The organism is Brevundimonas sp. VNH65 (assembly GCF_049445955.1).
Classification (GTDB): domain Bacteria; phylum Pseudomonadota; class Alphaproteobacteria; order Caulobacterales; family Caulobacteraceae; genus Brevundimonas.
This window is the reverse complement of record NZ_JBMSDX010000005.1, coordinates 15877-39272: the sequence shown is the minus strand read 5'-3', so window position 1 is coordinate 39272 and position 23396 is coordinate 15877. Positions and strand designations below refer to the sequence as shown.

Sequence of the window (23396 nt, the reverse complement as noted above, 5' to 3'; positions counted from 1 at the left end):
AGCGCCATGCCGTCCCCAGCCCCCGACCTCAGAAGCCTGTGCGTGCGACAGTCGCCGTCCTCCTCCAGGTCGTGCGACCAGGTCGGATTCGACCTGGGCATGCCGGGCTCGCCGGAGTTGAAACGGTACGCTCTGCACGAGGTTTACGCCGCCTCGGCCGCAGACGCTGCGGCGGCCGACGGCTTCGCCCTGGCCCTGGCCCTGCGGGCCTCGACACGCCCTCTGGTCTGGATCGTGGAAAGTCGTCGCCGGACCGAAGCCGGGTCTCCCTATGCGACAGGACTGAAGGCCTGGGGACTGGCCCCCGCCGACGTTCTCCTGGTGCGCGTCCGGGACGCCCCTGCCCTGCTGGCGGCGGCGGAGGAGACCCTGCGCAGCGGGGCGGCCGGCGTAGTGGTCATGAGCGGCTGGGGCGAACATCGCGCCCATGACCTGACCGCCAGCCGCCGCCTGTCGCTTTCGGCCTCCGAGGGAGCAACCGTCGCCGTTCTGGCCCGGGCCGCCGCCCAGCCGCGCCCCAGCGCCGCCGAAACCCGATGGCGTGTTCACCCCGCCCCCTCGACGCGGCTGGAAACCGTCGGCGACGACAGGGCCCCGGGCCGCCCGGCCTTTCATGTCGCCCTGACGCGCAGCCGGGGCGGATTTCGTCCTCGGGAATGGATCATGGAGTGGGATCGTGAACAGCGGTCATTCGTCGAACCGCAGGCACCTGGCGATCTGGTTTCCCTTCCTGTCGGCCGACCGGCTGGCGCGCGCGCGGCCTGAGACCGAGACAGGCGAAGGCCCCGTCGTCCTGGTCGAAAAGGATCGGGGCGCCATGCGGCTGGCGGCCGTGTCTCGCGCCGCCCTCTCCCTCGGCCTGTCGCCCGGCATGTCCCTGGCCGACGCCCGCGCCCGTGCGCCGGAACTGGACGCCGTGCCTCACGACGCCGAGGCCGACGCCGCCCTGCTGGTTCAGGCGGTCCAGGCGTTCGGCCGCTTCTCGCCCATGGTCGCCCGCGACCTGCCCGACGGCCTCATGCTGGACGTGACCGGCTGCGCCCATCTGTTCGGCGGCGAGCCCGGCCTGATCACGGCGGCGCGCACCCTGGCGGATCAGGCGGGTCTGGACGTGCGTCTGGCCCTCGCCCGCACGCCCCAGACGGCCCGCGCCCTGGCCCGTTTCGGGGCCGGCGGCGTCGTCCCCGAGGGCCGGGATCGCGAGGCCGTCCGCCCCCTGCCCATCGCCGCCCTGGAGCTGAACCCCGCCGACGCCCTGGCCTTGCGACGGGCCGGGCTGAAAACGCTCGGCGATCTCGATGATCGCCCCAGGGCGCCCCTCGCCGCCCGTTTCGGCGCCGGTTTTCCACACAGGCTGGATCTGATCCTGGGCCTGGCGGACGCCCGCATCACCCCGGTCCGCCCCGCACCGCCGATCCTCGCCGATCGCATCCTGGCCGAACCCCTTCTGGATACGGACCCCGTCCAGGCGGTCATCGCCGACCTGCTGGAAGAGACGCAGCAGGCCCTGGAGACCCGCGGCCTGGGCGCTCGGCTGTTCATCCTGACCGTCTATCGCGTCGATGGGGCGCGCCGACGGATCGGTCTGGGCGTTCGCTCGCCGCTGCGTGACGCCGCCGGTCTGTTTCGCCTGTTCCGCGAGCGGCTGGCGGCCCTGTCCGCCCCGCTTGATCCCGGCTTCGGCTTCGATCAGTTGCGGATCGAGGCCCGCGCGCTGCGCCCCCTCGCGGCGGAACAGCCCGATCTGGACGCCCCGCCTCGCCCGCTGGCCGATTTTGACCAGCTGATCGACCGGCTGACCGCGCGGCTTGGGCCCGAGGCGGTCGCCGCGGCGCGGCCTTTAGGCTCCCATCTGCCTGAACGCGCCGAAACCTGGGTCTCGGCCTCCAAGGGAGGAAATAGTCCGGCCGAGGTTGACTGGCTTGAACCGGAACCCGGCGCCCCGCCGACACGCCCCCTGCATCTGTTCGATCCGCCCCAGCCGGTCGAGGCCCTCGCCCTGGCGCCCGACAGTCCGCCCGCCATGTTCCACTGGCGCCGCGTCCGGCACCGCATTGTCCGCGCCGAGGGGCCTGAGCGGATCGAGGGCGAATGGTGGCGGCGACGCGAGCGGGTGCGCGACTACTATCGGGTCGAGGACGACCAGGGCCGGCGCTTCTGGCTGTTTCGCGCCGGCCATTTCGGGGGCGATCCGCCGCCGCGCTGGTATCTGCACGGCCTGTTCGCATGACGGGGTATGCGGAACTGGTCTGCGCCAGCAACTTCTCCTTCCTGCACGGGGCGTCTCATCCGAAATGGCAGGTCCTAACCGCCGTCCTGCGCGGTCACGCCGGTCTGGGCCTCTGCGACCGCAACACCGTGGCCGGGGTGGTGCGCGCCTGGAGCGCCCTTCGCTCCCTGCGCGAGAACGGCTGGGCCCCGCCCGACGCCCAGCGCGAGGGAGGGTCGCCCGGAGAGATCGGCTGGATCGAGGATCCGATGTCGGCCGGACTGGACGTCCAGGCGGTTCGCGACCTGGCCCGGCCCTTTCGCCTGCTGACCGGGGCGCGGCTGGCCTTCGAGGACGGAACGCCCGACATCGTCGCCTATCCCGAGGACCGCGAAGGCTGGGGCCGCCTGACGCGACTGCTGACCGTCGGGAACCGGCGCGGGCGAAAGGGCGAGTGTCGCCTGCGCCTGCCGGACCTGCTGGCCGCGCCCGAGGGCCTGCTGCTGATCGCCCTGCCCGAAAGGCTCTCCGAGGCCACGCCCCATCTTCTCAACCGCCTGAAGGAGGCCCGACCGGGCGCGGTGTGGCTGGGCGCCGCCCTGCACCGGCGCGGCGACGACCGCCGACGGCTGGCGCGGATGAAGGCGGCGGCCCTGGCGGCCGACGTCCCTCTGCTGGCCGTCAACGACGCCCTGTATCACGATCCGATCCAGCGGGACCTTCAGGACGTCCTGACGTGCATCCGCGAGGGCGTGACCCTCGACCAGGCCGGTCGCCGCCTGGCCGCCAACGGCGAACGCTGGATCAAGCCGCCCGAAGAGATGCTCCGCCTGTTCGCCGACGCGCCCGAGGCCGTCGCCGAAACCCTGGAGTTCCTGCGCCGTCCCATCTTCGACCTGGACCAGCTGAGATATGTCTATCCGCTGGAGCCCATTCCCCCCGGCCGTACCCCCCAGAGCCATCTGGAGGCCCTGGTCCATGAGCGTCTGGACCGCGTCTATCCCGACGGCGCGCCCGACAAGGTGATCGAGACCCTGGCCAAGGAGTTCGCCTATGTCGCCCAGCGCGACCTGGCGCCCTATTTCCTGACCATCCACGACATCGTCCGCGTCGCCGAGGACAAGCGCATCCTGTGCCAGGGCCGCGGCTCGGCGGCCAATTCCGCCATCTGCTATGTCCTGGGCATCACCAGCGTCGATCCCGCCCACAACGAACTGTTGTTCGAGCGGTTCATGTCGGCCGACCGCAACGAGCCCCCGGACATCGACGTCGACTTCGAGCACGAGCGGCGCGAGGAGATCATCCAGCACATCTACGATCGCTACGGTCGCGACCGCGCCGGCATCGCCGCCACCGTCATCCGCTACCGTCCCCGCAGCGCCATCCGCGAGGTCGGCAAGGCCATGGGCCTGTCCGAGGATGTCACCGCCCGCCTCGCCGCCGGCCAGTGGGGCAGCTACGGCGCCTCCATCCCCGACCGCGACATCGCCCAGGCCGGGATGCAGGCGGACAATCCCGAGATCCGCCGCACCGTGGACATGGCCGAGCGCCTTCTCGGCTTTCCGCGACACCTGTCACAACATGTCGGCGGCTTCGTCCTGACGCGCGGGCGTCTGGACGAGCTGGTCCCCATCGGCAACGCCGCCATGGCCGACCGCACCTTCATCGAGTGGGACAAGGACGACATCGATGAACTGGGGCTGATGAAGGTCGATATCCTGGCCCTGGGCATGCTGACCTGCATCCGCAAGGCGTTCGACCTGATGGCCGCCCACGAGGGCGTCAGCCACGACCTCGCCTCGGTCCCCGCCGAACAGGCTGACGTCTACGACATGCTCTGCAAGGGCGACTCCATCGGCGTCTTCCAGGTCGAGAGCCGCGCCCAGATCAACATGCTGCCCCGGCTGAAGCCGCGCCGGTTCTACGATCTGGTGATCCAGGTCGCCATCGTCCGGCCGGGTCCGATCCAGGGCGACATGGTCCATCCCTATCTGCGGCGACGAAACGGGCAAGAGGCGGTGCTCTACGCCAGCCCGGCCCCACCCCATGATCCCGACGAACTGAAAAAGGTGCTGGACCGCACCCTGGGCGTGCCCCTGTTCCAGGAACAGGCGATGAAGGTCGCCATGGTCGCCGCCGAGTTCTCGGACAAGGAGGCCAACGGTCTGCGCAAGGCCATGGGCACCTTCCGGGGCGACGGCACCCTGCACACCTATGAGGACCGGATGGTCGGGCGGATGATCGCGCGCGGCTATGATCCCGACTTCGCCCGGCGCTGCTTCGACCAGATCAAGGGCTTCGGCTCCTATGGCTTTCCCGAAAGCCACGCCGCCAGTTTCGCGCGGCTGGTCTATGTCTCCAGCTACATCAAATGCCGGCATCCGGCGGCCTTCGCCTGCGCCCTGTTGAACAGCCAGCCGATGGGGTTCTACGCCCCGGCCCAGATCGTGCGCGACGCCCAGGAACACGACGTCGAGGTCCGCCCCATCGACGTCGCCCGGTCGCATTGGGACAATACCCTCGAGGACGACACGGCCGACGGCCGTCCTGCCGTGCGCCGTCCTGCCCTGCGTCTGGGGTTTCGTCAGATCGACGGCTTCCGCGAGGCCTGGGCCGACGATCTGGTCCTGGCCCGCATCCGGCCGTTCGACACGATCGAGGGCCTGATGCGCCGCGCCCGCCTGCCGGTCGCGGCGCTACGCAAACTGGCCGACGCCGATGCATTTCGTTCGATGGGCCTGGACCGGCGCGAGGCCCTGTGGGCCGTACGTCGTCTGCCCGACGACGACGCCCTGCCGCTGTTCGCCGCCGCCGACGCCAGGGAACTGGGCGAGGAGCCCGACGCCCGCCTGCCCCTCATGGCCCTGGGCGAACACGTCGCCGCCGACTACCAGACCACGCGCCTGTCGTTGAAGTCGCACCCCATGGCGATCCTGCGCCCCGCCTTCGCCGCCGAGGGACTGCGGACCTGCGCCGAAGTCCAGGCGATGAAATATTCCGGCTCACGCGCCCGGACGGCCGGGATCGTGCTGGTGCGCCAGCGGCCGGGCAAGGGCAATGCCGTCTTCATCACGATGGAGGATGAGACGGGCGTCACCAACGCCGTCCTGTGGATTCCTACCTTCGAGGCCCACCGCCGCATCGTCATGGCGGCCCGCCTGCTCGAGATCGAAGGCGTGGCGGAACGCAGCCCCGAGGGCGTCGTCCATCTCATGGCCCAGCGCCTGTGGGACCGCACCGCCGAACTCAATCGCCTGTCCGACGCCCACGAACCCGTCGTCCAGCTGTCGGGCGCCGACGAATTCATCCGCCCCCAGCACCCCCGAAACCTGAAGATCCTGCCCGGCTCTCGGGACTTCCACTGAGCGCCGAACCGGACGTCAGAGTCCCAGCTTGGCCTTCAGGATGTCGTTGACCGCCGCCGGATTGGCCTTGCCGCCGGTCGCCTTCATGACCTGACCGACGAACCAGCCGATGGCCTGGGGCTTCTCGACCACGGCCGCCGCCTTGTCCGGATTGGCGGCGATGATCTCGTCCACCGCCTTCTCGATCGCCCCGGTGTCGGTGACCTGTTTCAGGCCGCGCTTCTCGACCACCTCCGCCGGCGAACCTTCGCCGTTCCAGACGTGATCGAACACCTCCTTGGCGATCTTCGAGGAGATGACATTGGTCTCGATCAGCTCGACCAGTTCGGCGATGTAGGCGGCGGGCAGCGGGTTCTGGCTGAACTCCATGTTCGCCGCCGTCAGACGGGCCGAGACCTCATTGGTCACCCAGTTGGCCACCAGCTTGGCGTCGCGACCTTTCGCGGCCTCCTCGAAATAGTCGGCCTTGGCCTGATCCGAGATCAGGACGATGGCGTCGTACTGCGACAGCCCGTATTCGGCCATCAGACGCTTGCGCTTGGCGTCGGGAAGTTCCGGCAGGCCGGCCTTGATCTCTTCGATCCACGCCTGTTCCAGCTGCAGCGGCAGAAGGTCCGGGTCCGGGAAATAGCGATAATCCTGCGCCTCTTCCTTCGACCGCATCGACCGCGTCTCGTTCCGGTTCGGATCGTACAGACGGGTCTCCTGAACGATCTTTCCGCCGTCCTCCAGGATCTCGATCTGGCGCCGCGCCTCGTAGTTGATCGCCTGAGAAATGAAGCGGAAGCTGTTGACGTTCTTGATTTCGCAGCGCGTGCCCAGGTGGCTGAAGTCGCCGGTCGCCTTGAACTTCGCGTACCCGCCCTCACGACAGACCGACACGTTCACATCGGCGCGCAGATTGCCCTTCTCCATGTCCCCGTCGCAGGTGCCGAGGTAGATCAGGATGGTGCGGATCTTCTTCACATAGGCGACCGCCTCGTCCGGCGTGCGCAGGTCCGGCTTGGAGACGATCTCCATCAGGGCCGTGCCCGCCCGGTTCAGGTCGACATAGGATTCGGTCGGCGACAGGTCGTGGATCAGCTTGCCCGCGTCCTGCTCCAGATGCAGCCGCTCGATGCCGACGTTGAAGAACTCGCCGTCCTCGCCCTCCACCTCGATCACGCCCTCGCCGACGATGGGGTGATACAGCTGGCTGATCTGATAGCCGGTCGGCAGGTCGGGATAGAAGTAGTTCTTCCGGTCGAACTGGCTGAAGGCGTTGATCTTCGCGTTGAGGCCGAGGCCCGTCTTCACCGCCTGTTCGACACAGCGCTTGTTCAGCGTCGGCAACATGCCGGGAAATCCCGCATCCACCAGCGACACCTGGCTGTTCGGCGCCGCACCGAAACCCACGGCCGCCCCGGAGAACAGCTTGGCGTTCGACGCCACCTGGGCGTGAATCTCCAGCCCCATGACGATTTCCCAGGCGCCCGTGCGGCCCTGGATCAGTTTGGAGGTTTCGGTCGTCGTGGTCGTATCGGTCATTCGGTTCCCATAACCGCTGTCTGGCCCAAGCGGGAGACCCCACCTGCGCATATCGCCGCATTCTCCGTGGCGCGCGCGCATTCCATAGTGGCGGCTTCGCTGTTCACAAGGCTGTTCTCCATGTTCTTCGCCCGTCGCCGGCTGGCCGTCGCCGCCTCCGTCCTCGCCCTCGCCGCTGGCATGCCCGCCGTCGCGATCGCCCAGCCCGCCGCACCGGGCGTCGCCGCCGCCCCGACCCAGCGCGCGGTCGCCTTCGCCGTCCAGCCTGGCGCCGCCGAGGGCACGCTCATCCTCCCGCTGCGCAGCGAGGCTGACCTCGACGCCCTGACCGGCCTGGCCGAAATCGACGCCGTGCGTCGCGCCCTCGGCTCGGCGGCCTTCAGATACGGTGCGCGCCAGAGCCTCAGCCTGCGCGGGATCGGCGCCTGGGACCGCATCCTGATCCTCGGCCTGGGGTCCGAGGCCGGACCGGCGGACGTCCAGTGGAGCGGCGCCGTCGCCGGCCGCGCCGTGATGTCGGACAAGGGCCCGGCCACGGTCATGGCGCCCGCCCTGTCCGCCGAACAGGCGGCCGGTCTCGCGACCGGAATGGGCATCGGCCACTATCGCTCCAACCTGCACCAGGCCTCGGCCCGCTCGGCTGAGGCGCCGGGCGGCCTGACCATCGTCACGCCTCAGGCCCAGGCCGCCGAGGCCGCCTATCGTGCGCGCGGCGCCGGTCTGGTCGAGGCCATGACCTGGACCCGCGACATCTCGAACGAGCCCGCCAACATCGTCTATCCCGAAGTCTTCGTCGAACGCGCCCGGGCCGCCTTCCGCGACCTGCCCGGCGTGACCATCGAGGTGCTGGACGTCCCCGCCATGCAGAGGCTCGGCATGGGCGTTCTGCTCGGCGCCGGCCGGGGATCGGCGCGCCCGCCGCGCCTTCTTGTGGTCCGCTATCAGGGGCGCGGCGCGCCCGACGGCGGCCCGATCGCCCTTGTCGGCAAGGGGATCACCTTCGACACCGGCGGCATCTCCATTAAGCCCGGCGCCGGCATGGGCAATATGAAGATGGACATGTCAGGCGCCGCCTCCGTCGTCGGCGCGACCCTGGCCCTGGCCAAATCCGGCGCCCCGGTGAACGTCGTGGCGGTCGCCGCCCTGGTCGAGAACATGCCGGACGGCGGCGCCATCCGGCCCAGCGACGTCCTGACCGCCATGAACGGCAAGACGGTCGAGATCATCTCGACCGACGCGGAGGGGCGGCTGGTCCTGTCGGACGCCCTGGTCTGGACCGAGCGCAACCTGAACCCGGCGGCGGTCGTGGATGTCGCCACCCTGACCGGAGCGGTCGGCGGGGCGCTGGGCGACGACTATGCAGGGCTGTTCAGCCGCCACGACGCCCTGGCGGATCAGTTGACTGCCGCCTCGGCCGCGACCGGCGAGGGCCTGTGGCGCCTGCCCCTGCACCCCAGCTACGCCCAGGACACGTCGTCGACCATCGCCGACATCAAGAACTCGGGCGCCGGCGGAGCGGGCGCAGGATCCGGCGCCTGGTTCATCGGCGAGTTCCTGAGCCGCGACATCCCCTGGGCTCACCTGGACATCGCCAACATGGCCTATGGCGGCCCGAATGACTGGAAACCCGACGGTTCGGCCGGCTTCAGCGTGCGCCTGCTGGAACAGTTCGTGCGCGACTGGACGCCGATCGAAAAGGGCGCGGCCGACGGCGGTCGCTGATGCGAAAAGGGCCGCCGGTTCGCCCGGCGGCCCCTACGCCTTCAATCCAGCTGACCTCGCTGTGGCGTGCGAAAGACTTTCCAGGCCGCCCACAACAGCGCCAGACCCAACACAGCTGACACCGCCAACAACGCATAACCGAGCGGGCTGATGACGATGATCTCGCCGGGCAAGAGATGAGCGAACGTCAGGACGAATGCAGGGATGAGCAAGAGCATGCCGCTCGCCGCGATACAGATCAGGATCGCGGCGATACGGATCACGCCGTCACCACCACTTCTCGGCCTTGCCGGTGAACCCTGCGGCCTTCTCCAGCGCCCCGGCGACCCGGAATACGGTCGCCTCGTCCAGCGCCTTGCCGATCACCTGCAGGCCCAGCGGCAGGCCGCCGGCGTCCAGGCCCGCCGGCACTGAAATGCCCGGCAGTCCCGCGAGGTTGGTCGTCACCGTGAAGACGTCGTTCAGGTACATTTTCACCGGATCGATCTGCTTGTCGCCCAGGGCGAAGGCCGCCGACGGCGTCGAGGGCGTCAGGATGGCGTCGACCCGGTCCCAGACATTGTCGAAGTCCTCGGCGATGCGGCGGCGCACCTTCAGCGCCTTCACATAGAAGGCGTCGTAGAAGCCGGCCGACAGCACATAGGCGCCGATGGTCAGACGGCGCTGGACCTCCTTGCCGAAGCCATCGGCCCGGCTGGTCTCATAGAGGTCCGTCAGATTGGCCGCGCTCTCGGCCCGATGTCCGAACCGCATGCCGTCATAGCGGGCCAGGTTCGACGAGGCCTCGGCCGGGGCCACGATGTAGTAGGCCGGCAGGGCGTATTTGGTGTGCGGCAGGCTGATCGGCACGATCTCGCAGCCCGCGTCCCTCAGCCAGGCCACGCCCTGATCCCACAGCGCCTGAATTTCGGCGGGCATGCCGTCCACGACATATTCGCGCGGCACGCCGATGCGCAGGCCCTTGACCGACTGGCCGACCGACTGGGTCCAGTCCGGCGTCTCGACGTCCAGGCTGGTGGAATCCTTCGCATCGAACGAACACATGGAGTTCAGCAGCAGGGCCGCATCCTCGACCGTCTTCGCGATCGGTCCGGCCTGATCCAGGGAACTGGCGAAGGCGACCATGCCGAACCGGCTGGCGCGGCCATAGGTCGGCTTGATCCCGACCGTGCCGGTGAAGGCCGCCGGCTGACGGATCGAACCGCCGGTGTCGGACGCGGTCGCGGCCAGGCAAAGGTCGCCGGCCACCGCAGACGCCGAACCGCCCGAGCTGCCGCCCGGCGTCAGGTCGGCGTTCGAACCCTTCGATTTCCAGGGATTGACCACCGGACCAAAGGCCGAGGTTTCGTTCGACGAGCCCATGGCGAACTCGTCCATGTTCAGCTTGCCCAGCATCACCGCCCCGTCACGCCACAGGTTGGCGGTGACCGTCGATTCATAGGGCGGCACAAAGCCGCGCAGCATGTTCGACCCGGCCGTCGTCTGCACGCCCTCGGTGCAGAACAGATCCTTGATGCCCAGCGGCGCGCCCTCCAGCACCCCGCCCTCGCCCTTGGCCAGGCGCGCATCGGCGGCCGCGGCCATGTCCATCGCCTTGTCCGCCGTCACCTCGACATAGGCGTTCAGGGTCGGATTGGCGGCCTCGATGTTGGACAGGAAGGCGCGGGTGATCTCGGCCGAGCTGAAGGACTTGGATTTGAGGCCGTCAACGGCGGCTTTTAGGGTGAGTTTGGTGAGATCAGACATTCCGTAGCCAAATCCAAAAATCCGTCACCCTCGGGCTTGTCCCGAGGGCCCATTCCGCCGCGCGCACCGCAGCTCAAAATCCGCAGCCGTCATCTGAACCCGCCATGGGTCCTCGGGACAAGCCCGAGGATGACGGAAAGGAGATTGACTATTCGACCACCTTCGGCACGACATAGAACCCTTCAGCCGCCTTCGGCGCGTTCGACAGCACCGCCTCGACCCTGTCTCCGTCCGACACGACGTCGTCGCGCAGACGCAAGGGCTGGCTGACGTTCGACGTCATCGGCTCGACTCCCTCGATATCCACTTCATCAAGCTGCTCGATCCAGGCCAGGATGCCGGTCAGTTCCTGGGCCAACGGCGCCAGGCGATCTTCCGGGGTCTTGATGCGGGCGAGGTGCGCGACCTTGCGCACCGTCTCGGCGTCGATGGCCATTCGGCCCTCCGATGATCTCTGTGTGAGGCGTCACCCTAACACGGGCGAACAGGCGGCGTTGAGTAACGGCGCCGTCCCGATTTCACAAGGCGATCAGAAAGCCGGAGCTCGGCTATGCGCCGTCCGCCGCCGAGCGGTCAGCCTCGGCCCTCGCCCAGGCCCGCGCCACCAAGGTCTGGAATACATGAGCGAACCCGGCCTGTTCGCGCCGCCGTGACCGATCAGCCACCCGCGCCTGACGCGCCGCCGCGCGACGTCCGGCTTCTCGCCATACCGACAAGGACTCTTCGGACGCACCCCGACCACCGCTGTCCAGAATGTCAGCCAGGGTGACGTACCAGTCCACGGCGAAGACGTTCCCCGCCTCCGCTCCGCCCGGGCCGAAGCCTCGTTCCTCGATCGCGCGGCGCAACTCCACGCCGGCCTCGTCGAAGCGGCGCTGCAGCTTCAGGCTGTCCGCCAGCTGCGCCCGTGCCGACGGCGCCAGACGCGGCTCGACCTTTCCGCCGTCGATCAATGACAGGGCCTGGCGAAGCGCCTGCTCCGCCTCCTGAGGACGGTTCGCCGTGTTCAGCATCTGACCCAGGGTGATGAAATTGATCGCCGTCCACTGCGGATCGTCGGCCTGAGCCTCGATCAACCGCCGGATCACCGGCTCGGCGCGTATCGGGGTCTCGGTGCGCAGATAGGCCATGGCCAGGCGACGCCGCGCCGTGACCGCCTGCTCGCTGTCCGCGCCATAGAAGGCGGACAGGCCGCCCAGGGCCCGCTCCTGCATTTCCGCAGCCTCTTCTGCCTTTCCCTGGGTCATCAGATTGCCGATCAGCGGCCCGAGGATCTCCAGTGTGATCGGATGATCGGCCCCATAGCTGTCGATGAATATCCCTGCGGCGAGCCGATACAGGGCTTCCGCCTCCGCGAATGCTCCGGCCTCGGTCAGCGTCTGCGCCTGGCGATAGGCGGTCATGGCCTGTTCGATTTCGTCCGGCGCCAGGCGACGCACCGCCGGGGGAACCGAGAACGGATTGGCGGCCTGCACCCCGCCGACGCTGCTCCCGCTCCGCGCCTCCGACGCCGGCTTTGTCTGCGCGCTGCCGCCGGAAGCCGAGGCGACCAGAGCCCCGATGGAGAGTGCGATGACCAGACCGGATTTCATCTCGTCACGATACACGCTCTTGCCTCTCCCCGAGGACGTCGAAAACTGACGACGCCGTCGGCGAAAGGTCAAAGCGTTCGCATTCGTCGCCGTTTCGTTCTAACGCGCGTCAATGCCCGTCCTCGACCTCGCCGACCTGCCCGACGCCTGCCCACCGAACACGGCCTGGATGGGGCTCGATCTGGGCGAGAAGACCATCGGCGTCGCCGTCAGCGACGGCGGACGCATCATCGCCAGCCCGCTGGAGCTGATCCGCAAGACCAAGTTCACCGCCGAGGCCGAACGCCTGTTCAAGCTGATGGATGAACGAAACGTCTCGGCCCTCGTCATCGGCCTGCCCCTCAACATGGATGGCACCGAGGGTCCCCGCGCCCAGTCCTGCCGCGCCTTCGCGCGCAACCTGGAACGATTCCGCCCTGTCAACGTCGCCTTTCAGGACGAACGCCTGTCCACCAGCGCCGTGGAACGATTCCTGATCGAGGACCTGGATCTGAACCGCAAGCGCCGCGCCCAGGTGGTTGATCGCACTGCCGCCGCCTGGATTCTGCAAGGGGCGCTCGACAGGTTGCGGCCGTGACCGCCCTGTTGGCCGGGATCGTTCCAGTCTTCATCCTGATCGCCCTGGGCTACGGCCTTCGCAAGTCGGACTTCCTGCCCGACGCGACCTGGCGGCCGATCGAGAAGCTGTCGATCAACTGGCTGTACCCGGGCTTTCTCGTGCCCGCGATCTGGCACGCCGACCTGTCCGGCGGCAGCGCGCCCGCCGCCGCCGGCGCCGCCGTCGTGGCCATTCTGATCGTTGCGACCGGCGCCCTTTTCGTGCGGCCCCTGCTCAGCGTCGACGGCCCGGCCTACACCAGCGTCTTCCAGGGCGTCATCCGCTGGAACAGCTTCGTCTTCCTGCCGGTGATCCAGACCACCTACGGCGCCCAGGGCCTGGCCCTGGCGGCGGTGATGATCGCGGCCATCATTCCCGTCACCAACATCGCCTGTGTCGCCGTCCTGGCCCGCTGGGGCGCCGACCAGCGCGGCGTGCGGCCACTGGCCCTGCTCAAGGCCATGCTCGCCAATCCGGTGCTGATGGCCTGCTTGGCCGGCCTGGCGTTGAACTTCGCCGGCGTCCCGAGCATCCCCGGCATCTCCGAGACGCTGGAACTGCTCGGCTCCGCCGTCCTGCCTCTGGGCCTCATCGTCGCCGGCGCAGGCCTCAGCTTCGCCGAGGTCGCGCGCCGCAAATGGACCATCGCCGGCGTCAGCTTCGTCAAGCTCGGGATCATGCCGTTCCTGATGTGGGGTCTATGCCGCGCCTTCGGCGGCGACGAACTGGCCCAGGGTCTGGCGCTGCTGTGCGGCGCCGCGCCCGGCGCCGCCGCCTCCTACATGCTGGCGCGTCAGATGGGCGGCGACGCCCAGCTGATGGCCGGGGTCATCGCCGCCACGACGGTCGCCAGCGCGATCATCATCCCGATCCTGCTGGCGTTGTTCCATTTGGGGTGATCTGACCGGGGTCTCGCGCGAAATCTGCGCTCTGACGCTTCGCATCCGAACCGATTTCACTCTATAGCGACCCCTCGATGACCCAGCCCGCCGTCACCGAGTCGATGATCCAGGAGCGGCTGGTTCCGTTCCCCCGCCCCCATTTCCTGTCCGCCGGCGATCTGAACGCGGCGTCCGCCGCCGATCTGCTGGATCTGGCCGACGCCTTCGTCGACTTTAACCGGCAGTCGTCAAAGGCCCTCGACCTGCTGCACGGCCGGACCGTGGTGAACCTGTTCTTCGAGAACTCGACCCGCACCAGTTCCTCGTTCGAGATCGCCGCCAAACGTCTCGGCGCCGATGTGGTCACCATGCCGGTCGCCGCATCCTCGGTGAAGAAGGGCGAGACCCTGATCGACACGGCGGTCACGTTGAACGCCATGAAGCCCGACATCCTGGTCATTCGGCATGCCGCCTCGGGCGCGGCGGCCCTGCTGTCGCAGAAGGTCGGCTGCGCCGTCGTCAACGCCGGCGACGGCCGTCACGAACATCCGACCCAGGCTTTGCTGGACCTTCTCAGCCTGCGCCGCGCCTTTGGCGACGTCACCTCGCTCACGGTCGCCATCTGCGGCGACATCACCCACAGCCGGGTCGCGCGCTCGAACGTCATCCTCCTCTCGATGCTGGGATGTCGGGTCCGGCTGATCGGCCCGCCCACCCTCGTGCCCGGCGACGCTGATCGCTGGGGCTGCGAGGTGTTCCACGACATGCGCGAAGGCCTGGCCGGCTGCGACGTCGTCATGATGCTGCGGCTGCAACTAGAGCGTATGGAGGGCGCCCTCGTGCCCTCGACCCGCGAGTATTTCCGCTTCTGGGGCCTGGACCGCGAGAAACTGGCCTGGGCCGCGCCGGGGGCGAAGGTCATGCATCCCGGACCGATGAACCGGGGCGTGGAGATCGATTCCGACGTCGCCGACGACCTGTCCGTCAGCCTGATCCAGGATCAGGTCGAGATGGGCGTCGCCGCACGCATGGCCGTCCTGGCCTCACTCTCGGCGCGGATCGGAGACGATCGATGACCGCCCTCGCCATCGTCAACGCCCGCCTGCTCGATCCCGCATCGGACTACGACGGCCCCGGCGCCGTCCTGATCGAGGACGGCCGCATCAGCGAGGTCATCCACGGCCAGGCGACGGAACGCCCGGCCGGTGTCGAAATCATCGACGCCCACGGCCTGTGCCTGGCGCCCGGCCTTATCGACATCCGCGTCCGCACCGGCGAGCCCGGCGCAGAGCCGCGTGAAACCCTGAAATCGGCCAGCCTCTCGGCCGCCGCCGGCGGGGTGACCACCCTCGTGATCCAGCCGGACACCGATCCGGCCCTCGATGACCCGGCGATGATCGAGTTCATCCAGCGTCGGGGCGCCGCGCTGGGATTGGTGAACATCCGCGCCGCCGGCGCCGCGACCCAGGGACGCCAGGGCCAGCGCATGGCCGAGATCGGCCTGATGCAGGAAGCCGGAGCCCTGTATTTCACCGACGGTGACAGCGTCATCGCCAACACCCGCACGCTTCAGCGTGTGATGAGCTACGCCACCAGCTTCAACGCCCTGATCGCCTGTCGACCGGCCGAGCCCTGGCTGACCGAGGGCGGTGTCGCGACGTCAGGCGAAATGGCGTCACGCCTCGGCCTTTCCGGCTCTCCGGCCATCGCCGAACGTATCCAGCTGGAGCGTGACCTGGCCCTGGTCGAGCAGACGGGTGTCCGCTTCCTGGTCGATCAGATCTCCACCGAAGGCGCGCTGGAGACCCTTTCGCGCGCCCGTCGCAAGGGCCTTGAAGTGGCTGTCTCCGTCTCGATCAACCACCTGTGCTTCAACGAGATCGATCTCGGCGACTACCGCACCTTCTTCCGCCTCGACCCGCCATTGCGCACGGAAGCGGACCGTCAGGCCCTGATCGAAGCTCTGCGCGAGGGCCTGATCGACGTCGTGACCTCGGCCCACAGCCCGGCGCCGGCGGAAGACAAGCGTCGACCCTTCTCCGAAGCCGCCCCAGGCGCCGTGGGACTGGAGACCCTCCTGCCCGCCCTCCTGTCGCTGCACCACGAGGCCGGTCTCGATCTGCTGGACCTGCTGCGCCCCGTGACGGCCGGCCCGGCCAGTCTCCTGAGCTTGCCTGCCGGCGCCCTGAGCGAAGACGCCCCCGCCGACCTCGTCCTGTTTGACCCGAATGCTCCCGTCGTCATCGACGCCGCCGCTCTGCGTTCCAAATCCAAGAACTCTCCGTTCGACGGCCGACGCCTTCAGGGCAAGGTCGCCGGGACCTGGGTCGGCGGCCGTCGCATCTTCTAGCCTCGCGGACAGGCCGCCGCCGCCGCCACCTCCGGCGCCAGAACCCGCCGAACCGCCAGAGGGGTGTCGGTGGCGATCACGGTCACGCCGTTCTCGAACAGGTCGCGATATTCAGACGGATCGCCGTCGGCGGCGTACAGGTCGTCCCGTCGGCGACCATCCGGTCCCAGGGTGCCGAACTGAACCTCGACGCCCGACGCCTTCAGCGCGCGCCAGACCGCCGGTCGTTCCTCGCGCGTCCCGGTCCAGGCCAGGATCTGCGCCGGGTTCAGGCCGACCAGATCCTCGTCCCGGGTCACCCCTGCGGATATCATCATTTCCGGTGCCTCGGCGGCGACGGCCCGTGCGGTGACGTCCGAATAGGTGATCAGGATCACGCGGTCCTGTGCGCCGACCCTGCGCACCTCATCAATCACCGCCCGCGCCAGGACCAGGGTAGCGGCCTCGTCCGCCGGTTTCAGGTCGATGCTCGCGATCGCCCCGACATCTCCCGCCGCGCTCAGGGCCTCGGCCAGGGTCGGCGGGGATTCCGCCAGGGTCCGCCCACGCGGCGTCTTCAAGCGCGCCGCCTTGACCTCGGCCAGCGTCAGATCGGCCACCCGGCCGCGACCGGTCGTGGTGCGATCCAGGCCTTCGTCATGCATCAGGACCAGATGGCCGTCGCGGGTCAGGGCGGCGTCGATCTCCACGATGGCGCCGGGGATCGCGCGGCCGGTGGCCAGGATCGAGGAGACGGCGTTCTCGGCGGCGTCCGGCGACGGCTGGCCGCGATGGGCGGAGATCGCCACCCCCTTCTCCCGGACACAGTCGAAATAGGGCGCGAGCGCCGGCCCTTCCGCTCGCGCCGTCGCCGGGTCCGGCGCCGCACAGGCCGTGGCCGCCATACAGGCTGTCAGGCCGACCACGGCCGCAGTTGTCACTCGGATCATGGTGCCCTCGACTTCGACTGGCGCCGACATTCGCGATGCGACCGGACGGGTCAAGTGTCGTTTCCGCGACACCCGCCCCTTGCCCGCGCCGCACCGCCGACGCATCGTGCCGCCCGTAAAGGCGGGGGAGCGAATCATCGTGCAGGATCTGGCGGCCATTGCCTTGGGCACGCTGGCTGTTGCGGCGGCCGGGGGCTATCTGCTCGGCTCGATCCCGTTCGGCGTGATCCTGACGCGGCTGGGCGGGGCCGGCGATGTGCGCAACATCGGGTCCGGCAACATCGGCGCCACCAATGTGCTGCGCACCGGGCGCAAGGACCTGGCCCTGGCCACCCTGATCCTCGACGCCGGCAAGGGCGCCGCCGCCCTGCTGCTGGCGCGCTGGCTGCTGGGATCCGAACTGGCGGGCGCCGTGGCCGGCGGCGCGGCCTTCCTCGGCCACCTGTTTCCCGTCTGGCTCAAGTTCAAGGGCGGCAAGGGCGTCGCCACCTTTTTCGGTCTGCTGTTCGCCGCCCACTGGCCGCTGGGTCTGATGGCCGGCGCGACCTGGCTGATCGTGGCTTTCGCCCTGCGTTATTCCTCCCTGGCCGCCCTGGTCGCGGCTGCGGCGGCGCCGGTCTTCACGCTGCTTCCGGTCAGGGCCCTCGGCCTTCCCACGTCGGCGGGGCTGACGGCCCTGGCGGTCTTCACCGCCCTCCTGATCTACATCCGCCATCACGAGAACATCGGCCGGCTGCTCAAGGGCGCGGAGCCCCGCATCGGCGCCTCCAGGGCCTGATGACCGCCGCCCCGCTCGATCAGGCCGAGCGGTTCGCGCGCCTTCGCCTCGCCCGCACCGATCAGGTCGGTCCGGTCGCCTTTTCCCAGTTGCTCTCGCGTTACGGATCGGCCTGCCGGGCGGTCGACGCCCTGCCCGGTCTCATCGCGCGCGGCGGCTCACGAGCGTCAACCCTGCCGTCCGTCGATCGCATAGAGGCCGAAATCGAGGCCGGCGCCCGTCTCGGCGCGACGCTGATCGTATTGGGCGACGCGGAGTACCCGGCCGCCCTCGCTGCGGTCGATCCGCCACCGCCTGTTATCTGGACGCGGGGGCGATCCGGGCTGCTCGCCCGAGAGGCGGTGGGCGTGGTCGGCGCCCGCATCGCCTCCGCCGGCGGCCAGCGCATCGCACGCGGGCTGGCGGAAGGCCTCGGCCAGGCCGGGCTTGCGGTCGTTTCCGGCATGGCGCGCGGCATCGACGCCGCCGCCCACCTGGGCGCGCTCGAAACCGGAACGGTCGCGGTGCTGGGCGGGGGCGTCGATGACGTCTACCCCCCGGAACACGCCGACCTCTACGCCCGCCTCATCGACGTGGGCTGCGTCGTGTCCGAAAGCGCCGTCGGCGCCCGCGCCCAGGCGCGCGACTTTCCGCGCCGCAACCGCATCATCTCCGGCCTTTCGCGCGGGGTCGTGGTGGTGGAGGCGGAAATCCGCTCAGGCTCCCTCATCACCGCCCGGCTGGCGGCCGAACAGGGCCGCGACGTCTTCGCGGTGCCGGGCTCACCCCTGGACCCCCGGTCCAAAGGTCCCAACGACCTTCTGAGACACGGCGCCATTCTTTGCGAGGGCGTGGAGGACGTGCTGCGGGCCTTCCACACCCTGCCCGGCCTCGGTGAACCGCCCGCCGACCCCTTTGTCATCGACTCCGGCGACATCGAGGCGCAGGTGCTTGATCGCATCGCCGCCCTGCTCTCCCCCACGCCGACGCCCCGGGATGAGCTGGCGCGAGCGACCGGCCTGCCGATCCAGATCGTCGCCGCCGCCCTGCTGGAGCTCAGCCTTTGCGGACGCGCAAGTCTGCTGCCCGGCGGCCTGGCGACCGCCTGAACCCGTCATTTCCGGCGGTCACCGTTCCTTAATCGCCCCGCGCCCATTGTGGATCATCGCCGTATGGGGAGCCCGCCGTGAGTAACGCCGCCCAAGTCATCCGCCCTCCGAACAATCTCCGCCTGAAGATCGGCGGCGGGTTCGGCGGCATCGACGCCAGCGCCATCGCCAAGGCCGAAGCCGCCCTTCAGGCCATGTCGGCCCAGTTCGGACAATGGCTCAATGATGAACTGGTCAAGCTGGACGCCGCTCAGGCCACGGTTCACGCGGAAGGCATGACCCCGACCGCCGGCGAAAGCCTCTATTGCCGCGCCCATGATCTCAAGGGCCTCGGCACGACCTATCAATATCCGCTCGTCACCCGGCTGGCCGGATCGCTGTGCAAGCTTCTGGATGACGCCTCAAAGCGCAGCACCGCTCCGATGGTGCTGGTCGACGCCCACATCGACGCCATCAAGGCGGTCGTCCGCGACGAGATCAAGACAGACGACCATCCGACCGGCAGGGTGCTTTCTGAAGCGCTCGAGGCCCGCGTCGCCGAACACCTCGGCTAATCCGCGCGCCGACCAATTGAAAACGCCCGCTCCAGCCGGAGCGGGCGTTTTCATGCTCCGTAGGCGATCTACGCCGCGCGCCGGCCGCTCAGCATCCCGGGTTCATTTACGGCCTGGTCCAGCCGCTCCATCAGATAGGCCAGATCCTCACGCGGCGCATTCGGTCGCTGGGTCAGATATCGCTCCAGCATCTGCTGGCGGAAGGCTTCGCCCGTCACCTGCCCGCCCTCGGCCAGCAGACTGCGCCAGGTGTCCACCCCTGCGCGAAAGGCCGGAAACAACCGCGGCGGCAGACCTGCCCGGTCATAGATGGCGCGCAGACCCAGCGGCCCCGCGTCGTGAACCATCAGCCAGACCCGCGAATGGGGTGTGGACGCCAACTCCGCCAAACCATGTTCGAACAGCGCCATCTGGCCCCGCGCCACCGCGCGCAACAGCAGCGACGCGGTCAGCGCCTTCCGCCCGTTCAACTGCGCCACGAAGCGCGGCAAGTCGGCGTTGTCCGCCGCCTGGTCGATCAGATCGACCGTGGCACGTTCCCGGGCGAAGCCCGCCAGACGGATGGCCGTCTCCGGAGCCACGGCGTGCCGCGTCATCAGATGTTCGCGCACGGCGTCGCTGGCGCTGGCGATCAGCCGTTCGGTGATCTCGACCGGCAGAACCTTGCGATAGGCAAGGGCGGCGATGATCTCCGGCGCGTCGCCGAACCGGTCCAGGCTGGTCGCCATCGCCCGTTGCGACAGGTCGGCGTTGTCGTTGCACGCCAGGGTCCGCACCGCTTCTTCGCACCCGTCGACGCTCAGGGCCTCGCCGACGTCGCGCGAGACGAAGGCGCGCCCGGCGATGGCGATCTGGCGGATCGGCGACCCGGCCTCGATAATCTCGATCAGATCATCGTCCGTGAAAGCCGGCGAAAAACCGATGATCGGCAGGGCGATCGAATCGACGTCGGCCGCCAGGCGGCGCGCCACGTCATGAGGGATCAGGTCCGACGCCTTCAGCGTCACCGCCATCGCCCGCCGCACCAGTTCGGCCGCATCTTCGGCCAACATCCGCAAAATCTTGTGCGCCGCAGCCCGCTCTTCCTCGGTCAGATCGGCCCGGTCCATGCTGCGACACAGCTTGTGCGCCGCCGAAGCACGGTCGTCATCGTCGGTCGCCTTGATCATGCGGCGCAGATCGGCGTCGGTCACGCGGGCTTGAAAGGCGGTCATCATCGACTCTTCGGAATCGGGGCTCGGCTGACGTTGCGCCCGACGTGATTAACGCCCGGTTTACCCTGAGAGCATTCCCGATGCGTCTTTGGACGACGCCGCACCGGGCCCGAAGGCGCCGCCGAAGCCCGCCCGCGCCTCTCCGTCCTGGCCCAGCAACATGGCCAGCAGCATCTGGTCCTGCTTAAGCTTGTCCAGGCGGGCCGCCAGCATCGTGTCCCGCTCTTTATCGCTCGGCGGCCCTTTCGGCTCCCCCGCGCTCGAAGCAGGCGCGCCTTCGCCGGCCGTCCGGTTCAGGTTGGCGTAGACCTCGGCCGCCGTCGCCGACCGGCCCGCACGATAGAAGATCGACCGATTGGCCGCCGCCGCTTCGGGAAACAGGGACGCCGCACTGGCGTCCGGCCTGAACCGCACCGTTTCGATCAGCTTGGCCGCCCCCGCCGGTCCCAGGAAGTGCGCCGCGTAAAGGTCGCCCGCGCCCGGCTCCTGTCCGGTCCGTCCCCGCAGATAGGCCGCGTTCGACGCCGTCAGCTCCGCCGCCATCGTCGAGGCGGCCTGGGCGTCGAACCGCAGGTCCATGACCACGTTGCGCGCCGCGCCCTCGACCCGCCAGCGACCGTCGCCGCCGCGATGGATCAGGTCGGCGTACTGCCCATAGCCGTGCTTGTGGCCGGCCTGTTTCACCGTCGCCAGCCAGGTCTGCTCGATAAATTGGAACAGACCCGCCGCCGACGAGGTCCGCGCCCGCGCTGCGGGGTTCAGGGCGCTTTCACGCCGCGCCGTCTTGAGCAGGAAATCGAAATCCACGCCGGTTGCGCGCGACGCACGACGGATCGCCGCTTCCACGCCGCCGCCAGAGGGAATCGCGCCTACGGTCATAATGCCCGGAGGCTCGCCAATCATGGTTAACAGAACGTAAATCTTAACAGCCCCAACCAACCGTCAAGGTGATCGACGATAAGCTCCGCCGTGCCCAAATACGGCCACAGGCCGGGCGCGCACTTCCGTCTCGGGCGGGGTCGGGGGCGGCTTTGAGAGGCCTGACGACTATGATGATACGCACCGCCGGCGGCCCCGGACTGGTCAGCCCCATCGACTACGCCGAACGTCGCCGACCGCTTCCCAGATCCACCCTGCTCGTCTTCACCGCCGTGGCCCTGGCCCACGTCGGCGTCGGCGTCGCGCTCTATCATCAGCGGTTCGAACTGAATCTGGCGGAGCCCGACACGACCCTCCCGCCGGCGGTCCAGATCACCATGGAGCGGCCGATCATACCACCGCTGCCGTCGCCCGAACGCCCGGCGGCCAATCCGCCCATCCACCGGCCCGAGCCGACGCCCTTCACCCCGCCCGTCACCCTGCCCGCCGTCATCACGGACAATCCCGCGCCTGCGGTCGGCCCGGTCATCAACCTGACGACGCCGACGCCGCCCGCGCCGTCTCCGGGTGTGGCCACGACGCCGACAATCCCGCCGCCGGCGGTCATCACCCGGCCGGACTGGGTCAGCCGTCCGTCCGCCGCCCAGATGTCGCGCGCCTATCCTGACGGGGCTCTTGCGGACGGGATCGGCGGTTCGGCCTCCCTGCGCTGCCAGGTCCGTGTCGACGGCACGCTCAACGGCTGCGCCGTGGCCTCCGAGACTCCGGGTCGCCAGGGATTCGGCCGGGCGGCGCTGGGCCTCACCCGCTATTTCCGGATGAGCCCGCGCACCGTGGATGGCCAGGCGGTCGACGGCGCCTCGGTCGTCTTCACCGTGCGCTTCGGCCTGACGGACTGATCAGAGGGCGCGCAAGGGGTCGAAGGGCGCGGCGTCCAGCGACGGCGCCCGCCCCTCGATGGCGTCGGCCACGACCCGTCCGACCAGCGGACCCAGAAGCCAGCCGTTGCGGCGCGGCGCCAGCGCAAGGAACAGATCGGGTGTCTCGACCGCCCCGGCGAGGGGCAGGCCGTCCGCCGTCGCTCCCCGCACTCCGGCCCGCCAGTCGACCTGGTCGCTGGCGATCTGAACACCGGAAAACGCCCTCAGCGCCTGCACCAGCGCCTCGCCATCCGGACCTCCGGCGACCGGATCGCGATCGCCGAACGCCATGGTCGCCCCGAGGATCGTGCCGCCAGGGCCGGTCGCCGCATAGGCGCCCCGCCCGCGCACCACTCCGGCATCGAAGGCGCGCTCTATACGACCGGTCATCCCGCCGATCGGCTGGATCGCCGCGATACGCCGCGCGACCTCCTCCGGCGTTCCAGGAACCGCCGCCGCCGCGCCCGTCGCCAGCACCAGCCTCCGAGCCAGCACCTGGCCGTCGCTGTGAGCCACCCGCCATCCGTCGTCGGCCCTGTCGATCGACAGGACCCGTCCGATCCTGACCGGATGACGGAGCCGCGCTTTCAGCGCCGCCAGGGCCGGCTCCGCCTCGACCCGCGATTCACCGTCGACGACAAGCCGATCCCCCCGCCGAACGGCCTTGAACCCCAGATCATCCAGTCGGTCGGAGATCTCCTCGACGCCTTCGCCCAGCCACACGGCCCCCTCTCGGTGCAGGGAGATTCCCACAGCTGCGGCGAACTCCGGCCAAAGATCGGCCGCACGCCGCAACAGGGCCGCCCGCTCGGCCGACACGTTTTCCACGGCGGATTCCAGGGCCGGCGCGATCATGCCGGCCGCCACGGCCGAGGCGTTGGCGCCACCGGCGTCCAGCACCTGGACGTCCCACCCTCGTCGGGTCAGTTCGGCGGCGACGCACAGACCCAGCACGCCCGCCCCGACGACGAGCGTCTCGGCGAGATCATCAGACGAACGAACAGGCGGGGGAGCGGTCACAGCCGCTGTTTCGGCCGCGCCGCC

The 23396-nt window shown here is 69.2% G+C and carries 21 protein-coding genes; 12 read left to right on the top strand and 9 right to left on the bottom strand.

The window, feature by feature from the left end:
• Positions 1-42 precede the first annotated feature (42 nt).
• The 3 genes from ACO2Q1_RS09840 to ACO2Q1_RS09830 are packed head-to-tail and all read left to right on the top strand — an operon-like array spanning position 43 to position 5574.
• Complete coding sequence (locus ACO2Q1_RS09840) at positions 43-765, top strand: ImuA family protein (RefSeq protein ID WP_423329331.1); 723 nt, start codon at positions 43-45, stop codon at positions 763-765.
• Entirely contained in the window at positions 677-2230 is a 1554-nt protein-coding gene (locus ACO2Q1_RS09835; RefSeq protein ID WP_423329330.1) for a Y-family DNA polymerase, read from the top strand. The genes ACO2Q1_RS09840 and ACO2Q1_RS09835 overlap by 89 nt, the downstream gene beginning before the upstream one ends.
• On the top strand, positions 2227-5574 hold the full coding sequence (locus ACO2Q1_RS09830) for an error-prone DNA polymerase (protein WP_423329329.1): 3348 nt from the start codon (positions 2227-2229) through the stop codon (positions 5572-5574). The genes ACO2Q1_RS09835 and ACO2Q1_RS09830 overlap by 4 nt, the downstream gene beginning before the upstream one ends.
• Before the next feature lie 15 nt (positions 5575-5589).
• Here ACO2Q1_RS09830 and gatB read toward each other — a convergent pair whose 3' ends face one another.
• Positions 5590-7101, bottom strand: coding sequence for an Asp-tRNA(Asn)/Glu-tRNA(Gln) amidotransferase subunit GatB (gene gatB, locus ACO2Q1_RS09825; RefSeq protein ID WP_423329328.1), 1512 nt, complete (start codon positions 7099-7101; stop codon positions 5590-5592).
• A gap of 120 nt (positions 7102-7221) precedes the next feature.
• Between gatB and ACO2Q1_RS09820 the strand changes: the two genes are divergently transcribed.
• On the top strand, positions 7222-8823 hold the full coding sequence (locus ACO2Q1_RS09820) for a leucyl aminopeptidase family protein (protein WP_423329327.1): 1602 nt from the start codon (positions 7222-7224) through the stop codon (positions 8821-8823).
• 41 nt (positions 8824-8864) lie between these two features.
• On the opposite strand, the gene ACO2Q1_RS09815 is transcribed toward ACO2Q1_RS09820, so the two are convergent.
• The 4 genes from ACO2Q1_RS09815 to ACO2Q1_RS09800 form a co-directional block, all read right to left on the bottom strand.
• A complete protein-coding gene (locus tag ACO2Q1_RS09815; RefSeq protein WP_423329326.1) occupies positions 8865-9086 on the bottom strand; it encodes a hypothetical protein in 222 nt (73 codons plus the stop codon).
• 4 nt (positions 9087-9090) lie between these two features.
• Entirely contained in the window at positions 9091-10569 is a 1479-nt protein-coding gene (gene gatA, locus ACO2Q1_RS09810; protein WP_423329325.1) for an Asp-tRNA(Asn)/Glu-tRNA(Gln) amidotransferase subunit GatA, read from the bottom strand.
• A gap of 148 nt (positions 10570-10717) precedes the next feature.
• A complete protein-coding gene (gene gatC, locus ACO2Q1_RS09805; RefSeq protein WP_423329324.1) occupies positions 10718-11005 on the bottom strand; it encodes an Asp-tRNA(Asn)/Glu-tRNA(Gln) amidotransferase subunit GatC in 288 nt (95 codons plus the stop codon).
• A 112-nt stretch (positions 11006-11117) separates the two neighbouring features.
• Positions 11118-12176, bottom strand: a complete 1059-nt coding sequence (locus ACO2Q1_RS09800; protein ID WP_423329323.1) for a tetratricopeptide repeat protein — start codon at positions 12174-12176, stop codon at positions 11118-11120.
• Positions 12177-12273: 97 nt separating this feature from the next.
• Here ACO2Q1_RS09800 and ruvX point away from each other — a divergent pair, with 97 nt between their 5' ends.
• The 4 genes from ruvX (at position 12274) to pyrC (ending at position 15990) form a co-directional block, all read left to right on the top strand.
• Positions 12274-12738: a Holliday junction resolvase RuvX gene (gene ruvX / locus ACO2Q1_RS09795; RefSeq protein WP_423329322.1), complete on the top strand. Its 465-nt coding sequence runs from the start codon at positions 12274-12276 to the stop codon at positions 12736-12738.
• Positions 12735-13658, top strand: coding sequence for an AEC family transporter (locus ACO2Q1_RS09790; protein WP_423329321.1), 924 nt, complete (start codon positions 12735-12737; stop codon positions 13656-13658). The genes ruvX and ACO2Q1_RS09790 overlap by 4 nt, the downstream gene beginning before the upstream one ends.
• Before the next feature lie 77 nt (positions 13659-13735).
• Positions 13736-14716 (top strand): aspartate carbamoyltransferase catalytic subunit, encoded by a 981-nt coding sequence (locus ACO2Q1_RS09785; protein WP_423329320.1) that lies wholly within the window; start codon positions 13736-13738, stop codon positions 14714-14716.
• The gene (gene pyrC, locus ACO2Q1_RS09780) at positions 14713-15990 is read left to right on the top strand and encodes a dihydroorotase (RefSeq protein ID WP_423329319.1); all 1278 of its coding nucleotides are present in this window, start codon (positions 14713-14715) and stop codon (positions 15988-15990) included. Before ACO2Q1_RS09785 ends, pyrC begins: the two co-directional genes overlap by 4 nt.
• Here the strand turns inward: pyrC and ACO2Q1_RS09775 are convergent.
• Positions 15987-16919, bottom strand: a complete 933-nt coding sequence (locus tag ACO2Q1_RS09775; RefSeq protein WP_423329318.1) for a glycerophosphodiester phosphodiesterase family protein — start codon at positions 16917-16919, stop codon at positions 15987-15989. The two genes, pyrC and ACO2Q1_RS09775, sit on opposite strands and share 4 nt — an antisense overlap.
• Positions 16920-17058: 139 nt before the next feature.
• On the opposite strand from ACO2Q1_RS09775, the gene plsY reads away from it, so the two are divergent.
• The 3 genes from plsY (at position 17059) to ACO2Q1_RS09760 (ending at position 19339) form a co-directional block, all read left to right on the top strand.
• Complete coding sequence (gene plsY, locus ACO2Q1_RS09770; protein WP_423329478.1) at positions 17059-17697, top strand: glycerol-3-phosphate 1-O-acyltransferase PlsY; 639 nt, start codon at positions 17059-17061, stop codon at positions 17695-17697.
• Positions 17697-18785 (top strand): DNA-processing protein DprA, encoded by a 1089-nt coding sequence (dprA, locus tag ACO2Q1_RS09765; RefSeq protein WP_423329317.1) that lies wholly within the window; start codon positions 17697-17699, stop codon positions 18783-18785. Before plsY ends, dprA begins: the two co-directional genes overlap by 1 nt.
• Positions 18786-18862: 77 nt before the next feature.
• Entirely contained in the window at positions 18863-19339 is a 477-nt protein-coding gene (locus ACO2Q1_RS09760; RefSeq protein WP_423329316.1) for an Hpt domain-containing protein, read from the top strand.
• Between the two features lie 68 nt (positions 19340-19407).
• On the opposite strand, the gene ACO2Q1_RS09755 is transcribed toward ACO2Q1_RS09760, so the two are convergent.
• Positions 19408-20553 (bottom strand): DUF2336 domain-containing protein, encoded by a 1146-nt coding sequence (locus ACO2Q1_RS09755; RefSeq protein ID WP_423329315.1) that lies wholly within the window; start codon positions 20551-20553, stop codon positions 19408-19410.
• 60 nt (positions 20554-20613) lie between these two features.
• On the bottom strand, positions 20614-21432 hold the full coding sequence (locus ACO2Q1_RS09750; RefSeq protein WP_423329314.1) for a transglycosylase SLT domain-containing protein: 819 nt from the start codon (positions 21430-21432) through the stop codon (positions 20614-20616).
• 173 nt (positions 21433-21605) lie between these two features.
• On the opposite strand from ACO2Q1_RS09750, the gene ACO2Q1_RS09745 reads away from it, so the two are divergent.
• A complete protein-coding gene (locus ACO2Q1_RS09745; RefSeq protein ID WP_423329312.1) occupies positions 21606-22331 on the top strand; it encodes a TonB family protein in 726 nt (241 codons plus the stop codon).
• Here ACO2Q1_RS09745 and ACO2Q1_RS09740 read toward each other — a convergent pair whose 3' ends face one another.
• Positions 22332-23372, bottom strand: a complete 1041-nt coding sequence (locus ACO2Q1_RS09740; RefSeq protein WP_423329311.1) for an NAD(P)/FAD-dependent oxidoreductase — start codon at positions 23370-23372, stop codon at positions 22332-22334. It abuts the gene before it with no gap.
• Positions 23373-23396 lie beyond the last annotated feature (24 nt).